The organism is Humibacter sp., from assembly GCF_051954055.1.
Classification (GTDB): Bacteria; Actinomycetota; Actinomycetes; order Actinomycetales; family Microbacteriaceae; genus Humibacter.
In genome coordinates this window covers 1-15,648 of sequence record NZ_JBQCIE010000079.1, presented here as the reverse complement: position 1 = coordinate 15,648, position 15,648 = coordinate 1, and the positions used below count along the sequence as shown (strand labels likewise).

Sequence of the window (15,648 nt, the reverse complement as noted above, 5' to 3'; positions counted from 1 at the left end):
CGGTCAGGACGCGCCCTGAACCTCGGCCGAACCAGAAGACTCTTCAGCCCAGCCCAACGCGTCATCCTCCGCGCCCGGGACGGCGGATGCCTCTGGCCCGGCTGCGACCGACCACCCTGGCAAACCGAAGCCCACCACATCGACAACTACGCCGAACACCACGGCAGAACCGACATCGCCGACGGCGTCAGCCTCTGCAAATTCCACCACCTCAACCTGCACAACAACCACTGGCACATCCGCCGACACGGCACCCACTACGAACTCATACCCCCGACCGAGATGAACCTGCCACCAATACCCCTCCACCCCAAAAGCACCACCTGGGAACAGGTACGACAACACACCGGATAAACACACCGCAGTGGGGACTGTCTGGAGAGCGCCGTGTCGCGTTCGGCCTGAGCCGAGAGGAGATGGCCGCGGCGGACCCGACCGCGGCAAGGCGGGTGCGCGTTCTAGCCGGGGCGGGAACGCGAGCGATGCGGAGACAAAAGGCTCAGCGCGCTGTCTTACGGGCAGAAATCACCCCGGTGTCGAAGCCGAAGAGGTACAGGTTCCCGTTGAAGCGGGCGTGCTCGATCTTGATGCACCGGTCCATCACGACGGTGAGGCCCTTTTCCTCGCCGTAGCGAGCGGCATCCTCGTTCCAAATGCCCAGCTGCACCCACACCGTCGGGGAGCCGATGGCGACGACCTCGTCGATCACCGAGGGGATGTCGGAGGGCTTGCGGAAGACATCCACGATGTCGGGCACCTCGGGCAGGTCGGCCAGCGACTTGTACACCGGCTGGCCGAGGATGGTGTCCGCGTTGGGGTTCACGAAGTACACCCGGTAATCGCTGGACTGCAGCAGGTAGGTGCCGACGAAGTAGCTGGCACGCGAGGGGTTCGACGATGCTCCGACGATCGCCACAGACTTCGCCCGCTGAAGGATGCCCAACCGCTGTTTCGCGTCCGGACCCACCCACGTGCGCTGCGATCGCAGCAACCGCGCGAGCGGCGAATCGGCCGGCAGCTCGCAGCTCAGGCCGTTCGGAAGCTGCGTGACCGTGGTGCTCTCGTCCGTCGCTGTGCTCATCACTTGCCCTCCAGCGCTCTGGTGAGCGCCTGGTCCAGATCGTAGATGATGTCGTCCGGGTCTTCGATGCCGACGCTGATGCGCACGAGCCCCGGCAGCACGCCCGCGTCGTGCAGCTGCTGCTCGGTCAGCTGTGCGTGCGTCGTGGACGCGGGATGGATGACAAGCGTCTTCGCGTCACCGATGTTCGCCAGGTGGCTGGCCAGGTCCACGGACTCGATGAAGCCCTGCCCCACCTCGCGGCCACCCTTCACGACGAAGCTGAACACGCTGCCCGGGCCCTCCGGCAGATACTTCTTCGCCCGTTCGTGGTGCGGGTGCGACTCCAGGCCCGCCCAGTACACGTGCTCGATGCGCGGATCGGCCTCGAGCCACTCCGCGACGGCGCGCGCACCGGCGATGTGCGCACGCATGCGTAGCGGGAGCGTCTCGACGCCCTGCGCGAGTAGGAACGCGGCGAACGGGTCCAGTGCCGGACCGATGTCGCGCAGCTGCTCGGCGCGCAGCCTGGTGAGGAACGCGTACTCGCCGAAGTTGCCGTTCCACTGCAGATTGCCGTACGTGTGCACGGGCTCGCTGAACAGCGGGAAGCGCGGGTTGTGCCAGTCGAACCGGCCGGACTCGATCACGACGCCGCCGAGCGTCGTGCCGTGGCCGCCGAGGAACTTGGTTGCCGAGTGCGTGACGATGTCGGCACCCCACTCGATCGGCCGGTTCAGGTAGGGGGTCGCGATCGTCGAGTCGACGACGAGCGGCACGCCCGCGGCGTGCGCCACCTCGGCGAGGCCCTCGAGATCGGCGATCGCACCGGACGGGTTCGCGATGGTCTCGGCGAACACGAGCTTCGTCTTGTCCGTGATCGCTGCCGCGTAGTCGGCCGGGTCGTCGCTGTCGACGAACGTGGTCTCGACGCCGAACCGGCGCAGGGTCACATCCAGCTGCGTGACCGACCCGCCATAAAGACTCGCGGATGCCACGACGTGATCGCCTGCACCAGCGAGGCTCGCGAACGTGATGTACTGCGCGCTCAGGCCGGACGCCGTCGCCACCGCGCCGAGACCGCCCTCGAGGCTCGCGATGCGTTCCTCGAACGAGGCGACGGTCGGGTTGTTCAGCCGCGAGTAGATGTTGCCGTACTTCTGCAGCGCGAACCGCGCGGCGGCATCCGCCGAGTCGTCGAAGACGAACGCTGTCGTCTGGTAGATCGGGAGCGCACGGGCGCCGGTCACGGGGTCGGGGATGTTGCCGGCATGGATCGCACGCGTGCGAAAGCCGAATTCGCGGTCTGCCACCCCGCTACCGTAACGGAGCGTCACGCACCCGTCCGGACGGGCCGTAACACGGCGTCAACCCGAGGATGCCTGCAGCGCCTTCAGCAGCGCGTCGCCGTCGGGCACACCGAGGCCGGTGCAGGCATCCCACCCGGCACGGGCACTGTATGCGCCGTTGTTGCCGGTCACGATGTCGCGGAACCCCGGTGCAGTCGCGGTGGCCGTGGCATCCGGATACACGTGCAGCGAGAGCAGCCCCAGGCGGTTGCCGGTGGCCTGCACGAGCCGCGCGGTCAGCGCTGCCCAGAGCGGCGCGACGGCGCTCGTGCCGCCGATCACGGTGTCGGTGCCATCGACCCGCACCTTGTACCCGGTCTGCGGATCCGCGTCGCCTGCCACGTCGGGCACGCCGCGTCCGGTGTTCCCGCTCGCCGTCTTCGGCACGCCCACCTTGGCCTGCCAGCTCGGCAGTCCGAACGCGTCGCTGACTCCGCCGCCGGTGGCGCCACGACCCGCCCCGTCGTTCCAGACGACCTCCGACGTCACCTGATCGGTGGAAGTGTTCGCGTTCAGGCTCGTGCCGCCGCAGGCCAGGATGTGCGGGCTGGATGCCGGAAAGTCCACGTGCGCCTTGCCGTCGGTCACCCGGTCGGCGCTTCCGTCGTCCCCGGCGGCCGCGGTCACGGTGACGCCGAGGCCGGCGGCATCCACGAGCGCGTCGTCGAACGCGGTCCTGGCCTGTGCGGTCCAGGAGTCTTCACTCTCACCCCAGCTGATGCTGATGGCGTCGGGCGTCGGCTCGGCGTGTGCCGCGCGGGTGACAGCATCCACGAATCCCGCATCGGTGTTGGGTGCGAAGTACACGACGATGTTCGCTTTCGGGGCGATCGCGCCGATCACCTCGATGTCGAGCAGCACCTCGCCGTCTGCGCCGTTCGGGTCGCCGCCCGGCTGATTGGATGCTCCGTCCACGCCCACCGCGGTCACGTTCGGCGTCGCGATCCCCAACTCGCCGAAGTACGCGTCGAGGTCGGCCTGGTCGAACCCGCCGCCGAGCTCGATGATCGCCACGGTGCGTCCGGTGCCGTCCGTGCCGGCGGGGAACCGGTAGATGTCGGCGATCTGGTCGGGTGTGTAGCTGACCGCTGCGGCGGCCGAGGTGATCGAGACGAAGTGCGCGGTGGCTTGCGGACGATCGTCCAGACCGAGCACCGCGACGACGCGGTCGCGCATCGGCTCGGGCACGCTGAGCGGTCCGGTGCGCTGCCGGAACCGCACCGTCTGGCCGTCCCTCGGCTCGTGCGTGGCGCTCTCCAGGGTGGTGCCGAACAAGCCCTGCACCACACTCGCCTTGGCCTTGATGCGGATGCGCCGCTCGCCGGCGTCCACCGAGATCACCTCGGCACCTGCCGCCTCCGCCTCCGCGACGACCGTGTCGATGTCGGCGGGGTCCGCCCCGTAGCGTCGCACGAACTCGTCGCGGGGGAGCGGGTTGCGCAGCACCTCGTCGGGAACCGGCTCGCGCCTGCGCAGGATGAGCGTCGCCTCGACCTCTTCGTCGCCGGGGATCGGAGTCGTCGTCGACGTCAGCGGCTCCCGGTGGCTGCCGGGCAGCTCGTTCGACGGTGCCTGTCCGTTCGACGGCGCCAGCTCGTTCGACGGCGCCTGTCCGTTCGACGACGCCCGATCGGGGGAAGCGGCCTGTTCGTTCGAAGGGGGCTGTTGTTCGCTCATGTACTACGGCTTACCACCCGGGTGCGACACCGAACAGGACTTGCGCGTGCGTCGCTATATCCACCCGATGGTGCCGATGCCGGTGACCACGTTCGGCAGCCACATATGCATCTGCCAGTACCAGAACGGGATCTGCATGCCCGTCCAGAGCGGGTAGAAGAACACCGAAACGATCACGACGACGATGAGGAACGCGGCGAGCAGGCTGAGGCCGCGTACGCGCCGGTACGAGGCATCGGTCGGTCTGCCGACGATGAGCGCGAACGTCGCCGCGAGCGCCAGGTAGAGGTAGGGCGCGAAGGCGATCGAGTAGAACGTGAAGATGGTGCGGCCGGCGTAGAGCATCCAAGGCAGGTATCCGGCGGCGAGGCCCATCAGGATCATGCCGTGGCGCCAGTTACGGTAACGGATCAGCCGGTAGATGAGGTAGATCAGGGCCGCCGTGCCCGCCCACCAGATGATCGGGTTGCCGAGTTCGGTGATCGCGGACGAGCATCCGCCCTGCGACGTGCATCCGTCCACCCCGAGCTTCGTTCCGACGTAGTACATGCTCGTCGGGCGCAGCATGAGCAGCCAGGTCAGCGGGTTCGCCTGGTACGGATGCGGCGTGTGCAGGTTGATCGAGTACCCGTACATCTCCGCCTGGTAGTGCCACAGGTTCTGCGCCCAGTCCGGGACCCAGGACAGAAGACCGGTCCACCTGGCACCCGGTGTCGTCTGCACCCAGTCGCGGTAGTAGCCGCCGGGGTTGAGCAGCCATCCGGTCCAGGTGCCCACATACGTGACGAAGGCGAGCGGCACCATGAGCACGAACGAGACGACGCCGCCCTTGAGGATGCCCGCCTCCGGCCAGAACGGGATGCCGGCGCGACGCCTTGCCAGCACGTCCACGATCACGACGTACACCGCGAAGAACGCGAGGAAGTAGAACCCGGTCCACTTCACGCCGGCGTCGAGACCGAGAAGGATGCCCGCCAGCAGCAGCCATGGACGCCACCACAGCCACGGTCCCCAGCCGAGCTCATGCCCCTCGGCCCTGCTCCGCGCGATCCACGCTGCGAGCCGCTTCTCCTGCCACGTGCGGTCCAGCAGCAGGCAGCCGAACGCGAGCAGCGCGAGGAACATCACGGAGTTGTCGAGGATGGCGACCCGGCTCATCACGATGGCGTTGCCGTCGACCGCCATCAGGAAGCCGGCGAGCGCGGCGATCAGGGTGGAGCGGAACATCCGCTTCGCGATGAGCATGAGCACGACCACCGCGAGGATGCCGACCACCGCGGTGGAGATGCGCCAGCCGACCGAGTTCTGCGCGCCGAACAGGGCGAGCCCGGCGGCGATCATCCACTTGCCGAACGGCGGATGCGCGACGAACTCCGGATCGTTCGTATACGCGTTCACGTCCCCGTCCGCGAACCGGGGATCGATGTTCGCCGGCCAGGCGGCCTCCCAGCCCTTGTGCATCAGGGTCCAGGCGTCCTTCACGTAGAACGTCTCGTCGAACACGAGCGCGTGCGGATCCCCGAGCGCCCACAGCCGGGTCACCGCCGCGATCAGGGTGACGAGCGCGGGCAGCCCCCAGTTGTACCAGCGCAGTCGCGCCGGCGTGTTGATCGTGCGGGCGAACCACCTGTCGAGCCGCGATCCGGTCGGTTCGACGATCGACGCGAAGGCACCGGTCGTCACGGGGTCGGCAGTCACGACCGCAATGCTATGAGGTCGTCGGGCACACGAGTGGCCTTGGACGTCCCGCGGTGGGTCCGCAACTGCCGGGCACGCCGTTGATCGCTGGTATGACTGGACACGTGATCATCCTCGCCGCGACGCCTATCGGCAATCTGGGGGATGCCTCGCGCCGGCTCGTCGAGGCACTGGAGAACGCCGAGATCGTCGCGGCCGAAGACACCAGGGTGACGCAGCGGCTCCTGCAGGGGCTGGGTGTCGAGAACCGGCCGCGGCTCGTCGCGCTGCACGACCACAACGAGCGGGAGCGCTCGGCGGATCTCGTGGAGCAGGCGCGTGACGTCGATGTGCTGGTGCTGTCGGACGCCGGGATGCCCACCGTCTCCGACCCCGGGTATCACCTGGTCACCGCGGCGATCGAGGCCGGTGTCACGGTGACCGCGATCCCCGGGCCGAGTGCGGTGCTGATGGCGCTCGCCGTGTCCGGGCTGCCCACCGACCGGTTCACGTTCGAGGGGTTCCTTCCGCGCAAGCCGGGAGAGCGGGCATCCGCTCTGGGTGCTCTCGTCGACGAGCAGCGCACGATGGTGTTCTTCGAGTCGCCGAACCGGCTCGCCGAGTCGCTGCGGGCGATCGGGCACGCGCTCGGCGGATCCCGGCGCGTCGTCGTGTGCCGCGAGCTGACGAAGCTGCACGAGGAGGTGCGTCGCGGCACCGCCGACGAGCTCGCGCAGTGGGCGGATGCCGGGGTGCGCGGCGAGATCGTCGTCGTGGTCGCGGGAGCCAAACCGCGCACCGTCGACCTCGCCACCGCCGTGCAGGAGGTGCTTCTGCTCACTGCGACCGAGAGCCTGAAGGATGCCGCGGCCTCCGTCGCCGCTGCCACCGGCCTCTCCCGCCGAACCCTCTACGAGGCCGCCCTCCGCGCTCGCCGTTAGCCCGCGCACGTCGCCATCCCGACATCGTCAACATGACAGATCGCGCTCTCCTGCCGGAAAATGCCCGATCATCCTGTTATCAGGCGGATGTCATGTCGGCGTGACTCGGCACGCCAAAATAGGCTGGTGAACCGAACGCAACCTCAGGGCGCACTGCTGGTCGGCAGCGTCAACTACGACGACGCCGAGACCACGATGCGCACCGCAGCTGAGTTGATGGGGCCGCTCCTGAAGCGCATCCCGGACGGCGAGCCGGGCAAGCGGTTCCACTGGATCATGTTCCAGCCCGACGTGCTGGGGCAGACCGATGGAATCGAGCGCGTGGGGGAGCATCCGATTCCGCTGCGCATGCTGGATGCCCGCCCGCTCCGCATCGCAGACGGTGTCGACCCGTCGAAGCTGCAGCTTCCGCCACTGGGCTACGCCGAGGCCGCGGTCGAGTCGTACGAGATCTTCCGGCGACTCCGCGGCGAGGGCGTCATCGCGCCGGGCACCCGCTTCCAGGTGTCGCTCCCGACGCCGCTCGCGGTGGTCGGCGCGTTCTTCCCGCCCGAGCAGCGTGCCGCCTTCGAGCCCGTCTACCGGGAGGCGATGTACCGCGAGCTGGCGGAGATCCTGGATGCGATCCCGCACGACGATCTCGCCATCCAGTGGGACAACGCTGTCGAGTTCGGCATCATCGAGGACGTGCTGCACCGGGGAGGCCGCGGCGCCGAATCGTGGTGGGGCGACGACGTCTGGGCCGGTCTCACGGAACGGTCGGCGGACCAGGCATCCAGGGTGCCGCTCGACGTCGAGGTCGGTTTCCACCTCTGCTACGGAGATGTCGCCGAGAAGCACTTCATCGAGCCGACCGACGCGGGCAACCTCGTGCGCTTCGCGAACATGCTGACGGATGCCTCGCCGCGCGCGATCAGCTGGATCCACCTGCCCGTGCCCATCGAGCGCGACGACAACGCGTACTTCGCACCGCTGGACGACCTGCGGCTCGGCGACGACACCGAGCTCTACCTCGGGCTCGTGCACAGGGAGGACGGCGCGGACGGCGCGAGCCGGCGCATCCGTACCGCTCTGGGGCACGCCCCGGTGTTCGGTGTGGCAACGGAATGCGGCATCGGCCGCGCGCCAGAGGGCACCACCGAGGACATTCTGCGCACCCACGCCGAGGTCGCATCGGCCTGGTAACCCGACGTGCAGCCGCGCATTTCGTCAACATGACAGATCGCGCTTTCCCGCCCAGGACATGACCGATTCGCCTGTTTTCGGACGGATGTCATGTCGACGCCATGAGCAAGTGGCGTCAGTCCGCCGGTGGGTACGTGACGTTGCCGTCGGCATGGAACAAAGCACCGGGTGTCAGCGTCGCGGGGTCGATGCGGTCCTCCATGATGTGCCGCACGTCCTCACCGAAGGCGAGCAGGTGGTCTGCGATGATGCGACGGTGGCACCGCCACCATACGGCCTCCGAGCACATCACGACCGTGGTGGTCTCCGCGCCCTCCGCACGAAGCCGTGCGAGGGCATCCGCGAACTCCTCGCCCATCGCGTAGTCCGCGTAGTTGTGGAAGCTGCGGTTGCGCCACAGTGCGTTCACCTCGGGCGGCACGGTCTTCGACCGCCCACGCAGACCGCCGAGCGCCGGGTCGTGGCGGTAACGGATGCTCGCGCGCGCGAGCGAGGGCGCCAGCACCTCCTCGTCGAACTGCGGATTGCTGCGCGACCCGGGCAGCTTGCGCACGTCGACCAGTGACTCGACCCCTGCCGTCGTCAGCAACTCGAGGAACGCCTCGCTCGCGCGGTCGGAGTGGCCGACGGTGAAGAAGGGACGGCGCACATCGTCCTCAGGCGTCACTCGTCCACCAAGTGGAGCGCAGACCCCTTGTGCGCCGCGACGTGATCGGTCTTGTCGCTCTTGATCTCGTATTGCGGGTCGTCCGCAGTCGCGTGGTGCGTGTAGCCCTTGTAGTCGAAGTCGGCGGTGTGCACAGCGATGATCGTGCCGCTGACGTGTCCCGCTTCGGAGTTCCACGTCACGTGGTCGCCCACGTCGAAGTGCTTGGCCATCTGTTCCCCCTACACCTGCACGAGCACCGATTCAATCAGTCTCCTCGGGGCGCGGTCCCGTGCCTAGCATGAGGATGCAGGGGAGTGCAGGGCTTCAAGGGGGAGGCGGCACATGACGACCGAGACTGGGCAGCGCCAGACCGGGCACTACGAGACTCGACCGCAGAGCACCGACGTGGGGGAACGGGCCGCGCGCGAGACCGCGGAGGCGGCGCGCGAGACCGAGTGGGAGCGGCCGAGCTTCGCGAAGGGTCTCTATCTGGGCGACTTCGACCTGTCGCTGATCCACCCGCATCCGCGCGGCGACGCGCACGACATCGAACGCGGCGAGGAGTTTCTGGCGCGACTCAGATCCGTCTGCGAGACATTCGACGGCAGGCGGATCGAGCGTGAGGCGCTGATCCCCGACGAGTACGTCGCAGCGCTTTCGGAGCTGGGCGTCTTCGGCATGAAGATCCCGCAGGAGTACGGCGGACTCGGCTTGAGCCTGCTGTACTACGGGCGCGCCCTGATGCTGATCGGGTCGGTGCATCCCTCGATCGGTGCCCTGGTCTCGGCGCACCAGTCGATCGGCGTGCCGGAGCCCGTGAAGCTGTTCGGCTCGCAGGAGCAGAAGCAGAAGTACCTGCCGCGCTGCGCCGCCGGAGCGATCTCCGCGTTCCTGCTCACCGAACCGGATGTCGGTTCCGACCCGGCGAGGATGGCCGCGACCGCGACGCCCACCGACGACGGATCGGCCTACCTGCTCGACGGCGTGAAGCTCTGGACCACGAACGGTGTGATCGCCGAACTCCTGGTCGTCATGGCGCGGGTGCCGGAGCACGACGGGCAGAAGGGCGGGATCACCGCGTTCGTGGTCGAGGCCGATTCGCCGGGCATCACGGTGGAGAACCGCAACGCCTTCATGGGTCTGAAGGGCATCGAGAACGGCGTGACCCGCTTCCACGGCGTGCGGGTGCCGGCCGAGAACCGCCTCGGCCGCGAGGGCCAGGGGCTCAAGATCGCGCTGACCACCCTCAACACCGGGCGGCTCTCGATTCCGGCGCTCTGCGCAGGGGCAGGCAAGTGGTCGCTGAAGATCGCGCGCGAGTGGTCCTCGGAGCGCGTGCAGTGGGGACGCCCGATCGCGCAGCACGAGGCCGTCGCCACGAAGATCGCGTTCATCGCGGCGACCGCGTTCGCGCTGGAGGCGGTCTTCGAGCTGTCCGCCGAACTGGCGGACTCCGGCATGAAGGATGTTCGCATCGAGGCGGCCCTCGCGAAGCTCTGGTCGAGCGAGATGGGCTACATCGTGGCCGACGAACTGGTACAGATTCGGGGCGGTCGCGGCTACGAGACAGCGGACTCGCTACGGGCGCGAGGCGAACGGGCGGTGGCCGCCGAACAACAGACCCGCGACATGCGCATCAACCGCATCTTCGAGGGATCCACCGAGATCATGCACCTGCTGATCGCTCGCGAAGCGGTGGATGCCCACCTCAAGGCCGCAGGCGACCTCGCCTCGCCCGACGCCGACCTTCGTGCCAAAGCAACGGCCGCCGCGAAGGCCAGCGGCTTCTACGCGAAGTGGCTACCGTCGCTCGTGGCAGGCAAGGGCAACGAGCCGGGAGCGTACGGCGAGTTCGGACCCCTGGCGGCCCACCTGCGCTACGTGGAACGGGCATCCCGCAAGCTGGCACGCTCCACGTTCTACGGCATGGGCAGATGGCAGGCCGGACTCGAGCACAAGGAGACGTTCCTCGGCCGCATCGTCGACATCGGCGCCGAGCTGTTCGCCATGGCCGCCTCGTGCACGCGAGCCGAGATGATCCGCTCGGGCGATCCGCAACGTGGCCGGTCCGCGTACCAGCTCGCGGACGTGTTCTGCCGGCAGTCCAGGCAACGCGTCGACGCTCTGTTCCGCGAGCTGTGGGACAACACGGACGACGTCGACCGCAAGCTCACCGCGCGCGTCATGGACGGAGACATGACGTGGCTTGAGGAGGGCGTGATCGACGCGTCCGAGGGGACCGGACCCTGGATCGCCGATACCTCGTTCGTCGGCAGTGAGAAGGAGAGCGTGCACCGCACCTATCGGTGACTAGCCCAGCGTCAGCGACCAGCTCCACTCGTAGGTGCCGGGGCGCACGATGAAGCGCGGCAGGGCATCCGGTCCCACCGAGGCGCTGCCCAGCCCGCGGTGCGCGATGTCGGCGCGGACGATCGTCTCGCCACGCCGCGGGAGCTCCCAGGAGTGCGCTGTCGACTCGAGGTCCGCGACGCTCTGGTGGGATGCCGTGAACAGCACGGGCTCGGAGAACGACAGCCCGATGGTCTGGGTGCCGTCGCCGAGTGATGCGGCCGTCACACCCGTGCGCCCTCCGTTCTCCTGCGGCCGCACGTACGGGGTCTGGAGGTCGTCCACCGTCGACTCCCACCGGCCCAACAAGCCGGACGAGCGGCGGTCGGGATACGTCTCGTGCGGGCCGTCGCCCAGCCACTCCACGTGCTCGAAGCCCGGCACGAGCGCGAACTCGATGCCCACCCGTGGAACGTCCGGCAGCGACTCGGGAATCACGACGGTCTCGTGGAACTCCAGCTCGCCATCGGATGCCGTCACACGCTGCGTGTGCTCCACGACATTTCCGGCGGACGCGGAGTATCGAGCCCGAACAACCGTCGTGTCACCGTCGTGCTCCACGGCCTCGACCGTGCGCACGGCGTCTCGCAGACCCGTAGCCTCCAACCGCTGCCCGAGCGGAATCGCCTTGTCGTTGTCGGTCAGCGCTCGCCACAGCTGCAGCCGGGGACCGCCGGCCAGGAGCGGATGCCGCACCATGCCCTCGTCGTCGAGGTCGACGACAACTGCCGATGCACTCTGCCGGCCCGAGACACTCTGCACGCTCAACGAGCTCGGCTCCGCAACCCGAAGCTCCAGCACCGCCAACTCGGTGCCCGCGGGCGCCCACACGGCGTCCGAGACAGTGCGCACCGTGACGCGCAACGCGAGTGCGCCCTCGTCGGTCAGTCCGCGCACGAGCTCCTCCGGCAGCGCGACGTCCGCCGTCTCGCCCGCTTGCGCCGAGGCATCCAGCCGCACCGGCTCCGTCACACCGTCGATGCGCGCAACCGACGCCTCGACCGTGAGGCTCTCCAACGACGCGAATGTCTGCCGGTTCAGCAGGCGCACCTTCCCTGCGCGCGCTTCCGAAGCATCCGACACGATCTCGACCGGGGAGAACACGCGCCGCACCTCCCAGATCGCGGGGTGCGGCGACCCGTCGGGGAAGAGCAGCCCGTCGATGCAGAAGTTGCCATCGTTCAGCCCATGGCCGAAGTCTCCGCCGTACCGGTAGTGCTCGTCGCCGTCCGGGTCGAGGCCGTGGTCCTTCATCTCCCAGATGAATCCGCCCTGCAGGCCTGGCGTCGAGCGGATCGCCGCCCAGTAGTCATCGAACGACCCGTTCGAGTTGCCCATCGCGTGGTTGTACTCGCACATGATGAGCGGACGGTCGGCACCCTCGCTTTCGGCGTACGACACGATCGCGTCGATCGGCGGATACATCGGGCACACGATGTCGGTCTGAGAGCGCCCGCCGAACCAGTCCTTGGCGATCGCGCCCTCGTAGTGCACGGGGCGGGTGGGGTCGTAGCCGCGCACCCAGCCGGCGGCGGCATCCTGATTCACGCCCGATCCGCTCTCGTTGCCAAGCGACCAGACGATGATGCTGGGGTGGTTCTTGTCGCGCAGCACCATGCGCGACACGCGGTCGACGAACTGGTTCAGGTAGCGCGGGTCGTCGCAGATCGACCACGCCCAGTCGTGCGCTTCGACGTCGGCCTCGTCAATCACGTAGAACCCGTACTCGTCGGCCAGGTCGTAGAACGCGGGGTCGTTCGGGTAGTGCGAGGTACGGATCGCGTTGAACCCCCACCGCTTGAGGTTCGCCAACTCGGCGGCGGTCTTCTCCCTCGTGAGGGTGCGCCCGGTGCGCGGGTCGAACTCATGCCGGTTCACGCCCTGCAGAAGGATGCGCCGACCGTTCACGAGCAGGTCCCGTCCGACGATCTCGACCCGGCGGAACCCGACCCGCAGCTGCGCGGTGTCGAGCGCGCCGCCGTCCTCGTCGACGAGTTCGACCGTGATCGGGTATAGCGCAGGCGTCTCGGCCGTCCACGGCGCGGCATCCGACAGCTCGAGGGAGACGGATGCCCGTCCGTCCGGCTCGGGGAAGTTCACGGCGGTCGCGATCGACGCGAGCACGCGCACTGGCTCCGGCAGGGGCATCCCGGCCGCGTTCCTCGCGTGCAGCGAGAACACGTTCTCGTCCGGCGGCACCTGGGCCAGGAGTTCCTGCGAGTGGCCGTCCTCCGGGTCGACCACGAGCCGCGTCGAAACCGGAGCGGCGACCGGCGCCGGAACGGATGCCGCACCCAGCCGAACTCGCACGCTCAGCCCGGCGGGCGTCACGTCGTGCGGTGCTCCGACGATCGCCTGCACGTCGAGCCGCCCGGTGCCGGATGCGGCGTCGTAGTCAGCGACGACGCGAACATCGCGCAGGAACACGGGAGATGTCGCATACAGCCGAACACCGCGGGTGATGCCACCGAGCCACCACTGGTCCTGATCCTCGACGAAGCTGGCATCCGACCACTTCACGACCGTCAGCTCGATGTCATTGTTGCCGGGGTGCACGAGGTCGGTCACGTCGAACTCCGCCGCCAGCCGGCTGCCCTTGCTCGAACCGACCTGGACTCCGTTCACGGTCGCCAGCAGCACGCTCTCCGCCGCGCCGACGCTGAGCACGATGCGACGCCCGCTCCACGCATCAGGCACCGTGAACGTGCGGCGGTAGACGCCGGTCGGGTTGGCTTCGGGAACGCGTGGGGGAGCGTCCGGGAACGGCATCCGGATGTTGAGGTACTGCGGCAGATCGTCGGTGCCCTGCAGCGACCACGCTCCCGGCACCCGGATGTCCCGCCACTCGTCCCCGAGGTCTGCCTCCGGGGTCGGCAGCAGCTGGAACTGCCACGTCCCATCCAGGTCGACGACGTCGTTCAGCGGCTCTCCGTCGAAGCCGGTCGTCCGCGGCACGGCATGGCCGCGCTCGCGTCCCACCGACGTGATCTCGGGATGCCGCCACACGGCCGCCGCCTCTCCCTGAAGCGCGGCGGATCCTCGGGGTGATGCGGACATTCGAGCTCCTTCGAATCGGCCGTGTCGGTCCGGCGTGACGAACCACGACGGGACGCCTTGTGCGAATTTATGCGATTTCGTGTCCGCGCGCACGACCGCCTGTTCGGCTCGCTTCCGCTCGGGCACTGGTGGTAGGCGCTTTCCCTGCTTTCCGCGCGTGCACGAGCATCCGAGGCGTACCCGATTCGTTACTTGCGCGGAGTCAATGGGCGAATATGATCGCAATTGTGCGTTTTTGCACACCCCCTGCACGTTACAAAGGAGTCAACATGCAAGAGCTCAATCGCGGTCCCAGCATCGACCGCCGCACCCTGCTGAAGGGCATCGGCGTGGGAGCCCTGGGACTGGGGGCCGTTCCGCTGCTGGCGGCATGCACCGGCACTACCTCCGGGGGCGGTTCCTCCGGGGGCGGCAAGTCGCTCACGTTCGGTTCCAACGCCTCCGACCCCGTCCCGAAGAAGGCATACGCCTCGTTCGTCTCCGCCTTCGAGAAGAAGTCCGGCGACAAGGTCACGGTCAACACCGTCGACCACAACGGGTTCCAGAACAAGATCAACAACTACCTGCAGGGCAGCCCCGACGACGCGTTCACGTGGTTCGCCGGCTACCGCATGCAGTACTACGCGAAGAAGGGTCTCGTCGCCGACGTCGACGACGTGTGGAAGAAGATCGGCAGCAACTTCTCCGAGGGCATCACGAAGGCATCCACCGGAGAGGACGGCAAGAAGTACTTCGTGCCGAACTACAACTATCCGTGGGGCTACTTCTACCGCAAGTCGCTCTGGCAGTCGAAGGGCTACCAGGTCCCGAAGACGATGGACCAGTTCGAGGCGCTCTGCAAGCAGATGCAGGCGGACGGACTCATCCCGATCCAGTTCGCCGACAAGGATGCCTGGCCCGCGTGCGGCACGTTCGACTACCTGAACATGCGCACGAACGGCTACCAGTTCCACATGGACCTGTGCGCGCACAAGGAGTCGTGGAACCAGAAGAAGGTGCAAGACGTCTTCGACACCTGGAAGATCATGCTGCCCTACCAGGACCCCGACGCGCTCGGTCTCACCTGGCAGGATGCCGCCCAGAAGCTCGCGCAGAACAAGTCGGGCATGATGCTGCTCGGCTCGTTCATCACGCAGCAGTTCACCGATCCGACGGTGCTCGCCGACATCGACTTCTTCCCGTTCCCCGAGGTCGCGGTCGAGGGCCAGGATGCCGTCGAGGCGCCGATCGACGGACTGATGCTGTCGAAGAAGGGCGGTCAGAACCAGGCCGCACGCGACATGCTCCAGTTCATGGGCACCGGCGCCGGCCAGGAGGCCTACTACGCGGTCGACAAGTCGAACATCATGACCGCGAAGGATGCCGACACCTCCGGCTACAGCGCGTTCACGAAGAAGCTGGCCGGTGTGATCGCCGACGCCAAGTCGATCAGCCAGTTCTTCGACCGCGACGCCCTGCCTGCCATGGCGACCAACGTGCTCGAGCCCGCGCTGCAGACGTTCATCAAGAGCGGAAGCATCGACCTCAGCAACATCGAGACCCAGGCCAAGACCCAGTACGCCGGGCAGTAGGCACGCGGCAAAGGGTTTTCGACATGGCGGTCACGTCTGCAGACACGCAGAAGGCCGCCGCGTACAGGCGGGGGGAAACCCCCCCCCCGACACAGCGACCCCAAACTAAATTAAACACCCCGGTCCTAAGAAT

The 15,648-nt window shown here is 67.8% G+C and carries 11 protein-coding genes and 1 pseudogene; 5 read left to right on the top strand and 7 right to left on the bottom strand.

The genetic code is table 11. The features are described from left to right. A pseudogene (locus ACTHNC_RS08620) lies at nucleotides 1-354 on the top strand (HNH endonuclease signature motif containing protein); the annotation flags it as partial. Between the two features lie 145 nt (nucleotides 355-499). Here ACTHNC_RS08620 and ACTHNC_RS08615 read toward each other — a convergent pair. The 4 genes from ACTHNC_RS08615 to ACTHNC_RS08600 are packed head-to-tail and all read right to left on the bottom strand — an operon-like array spanning nucleotide 500 to nucleotide 5,784. Further along, complete coding sequence (locus ACTHNC_RS08615; RefSeq protein ID WP_440294188.1) at nucleotides 500-1,081, bottom strand: CoA-binding protein; 582 nt, start codon at nucleotides 1,079-1,081, stop codon at nucleotides 500-502. Next, nucleotides 1,081-2,373, bottom strand: coding sequence for an O-acetylhomoserine aminocarboxypropyltransferase/cysteine synthase family protein (locus ACTHNC_RS08610; protein WP_440294187.1), 1,293 nt, complete (start codon nucleotides 2,371-2,373; stop codon nucleotides 1,081-1,083). The genes ACTHNC_RS08615 and ACTHNC_RS08610 overlap by 1 nt, the downstream gene beginning before the upstream one ends. A gap of 54 nt (nucleotides 2,374-2,427) precedes the next feature. Then, nucleotides 2,428-4,086, bottom strand: coding sequence for a S53 family peptidase (locus ACTHNC_RS08605; RefSeq protein WP_440294186.1), 1,659 nt, complete (start codon nucleotides 4,084-4,086; stop codon nucleotides 2,428-2,430). A gap of 54 nt (nucleotides 4,087-4,140) precedes the next feature. Beyond that, a complete protein-coding gene (locus ACTHNC_RS08600; RefSeq protein WP_440294185.1) occupies nucleotides 4,141-5,784 on the bottom strand; it encodes a dolichyl-phosphate-mannose--protein mannosyltransferase in 1,644 nt (547 codons plus the stop codon). 104 nt (nucleotides 5,785-5,888) lie between these two features. Here ACTHNC_RS08600 and rsmI point away from each other — a divergent pair, with 104 nt between their 5' ends. Then, nucleotides 5,889-6,704, top strand: coding sequence for a 16S rRNA (cytidine(1402)-2'-O)-methyltransferase (gene rsmI / locus ACTHNC_RS08595; protein WP_440294189.1), 816 nt, complete (start codon nucleotides 5,889-5,891; stop codon nucleotides 6,702-6,704). 126 nt (nucleotides 6,705-6,830) lie between these two features. Continuing rightward, nucleotides 6,831-7,889, top strand: a complete 1,059-nt coding sequence (locus tag ACTHNC_RS08590) for a hypothetical protein (protein ID WP_440294184.1) — start codon at nucleotides 6,831-6,833, stop codon at nucleotides 7,887-7,889. Nucleotides 7,890-8,004: 115 nt separating this feature from the next. Here ACTHNC_RS08590 and ACTHNC_RS08585 read toward each other — a convergent pair whose 3' ends face one another. Further along, nucleotides 8,005-8,556, bottom strand: a complete 552-nt coding sequence (locus tag ACTHNC_RS08585; protein WP_440294183.1) for a DUF488 domain-containing protein — start codon at nucleotides 8,554-8,556, stop codon at nucleotides 8,005-8,007. Further along, nucleotides 8,553-8,768, bottom strand: coding sequence for a DUF2945 domain-containing protein (locus ACTHNC_RS08580; protein ID WP_440294182.1), 216 nt, complete (start codon nucleotides 8,766-8,768; stop codon nucleotides 8,553-8,555). The genes ACTHNC_RS08585 and ACTHNC_RS08580 overlap by 4 nt, the downstream gene beginning before the upstream one ends. Before the next feature lie 112 nt (nucleotides 8,769-8,880). Here ACTHNC_RS08580 and ACTHNC_RS08575 point away from each other — a divergent pair, with 112 nt between their 5' ends. Beyond that, nucleotides 8,881-10,848, top strand: coding sequence for an acyl-CoA dehydrogenase family protein (locus tag ACTHNC_RS08575; RefSeq protein ID WP_440294181.1), 1,968 nt, complete (start codon nucleotides 8,881-8,883; stop codon nucleotides 10,846-10,848). Here the strand turns inward: ACTHNC_RS08575 and ACTHNC_RS08570 are convergent, their stop codons facing one another. Continuing rightward, complete coding sequence (locus ACTHNC_RS08570) at nucleotides 10,849-13,944, bottom strand: glycoside hydrolase family 2 TIM barrel-domain containing protein (RefSeq protein ID WP_440294180.1); 3,096 nt, start codon at nucleotides 13,942-13,944, stop codon at nucleotides 10,849-10,851. Nucleotides 13,945-14,213: 269 nt separating this feature from the next. Between ACTHNC_RS08570 and ACTHNC_RS08565 the strand changes: the two genes are divergently transcribed. Continuing rightward, nucleotides 14,214-15,515 carry an ABC transporter substrate-binding protein gene (locus tag ACTHNC_RS08565; protein ID WP_440294179.1) on the top strand — a complete coding sequence of 434 codons (1,302 nt, stop codon included), beginning with the start codon at nucleotides 14,214-14,216 and terminating at the stop codon, nucleotides 15,513-15,515. Nucleotides 15,516-15,648: the final 133 nt, after the last annotated feature.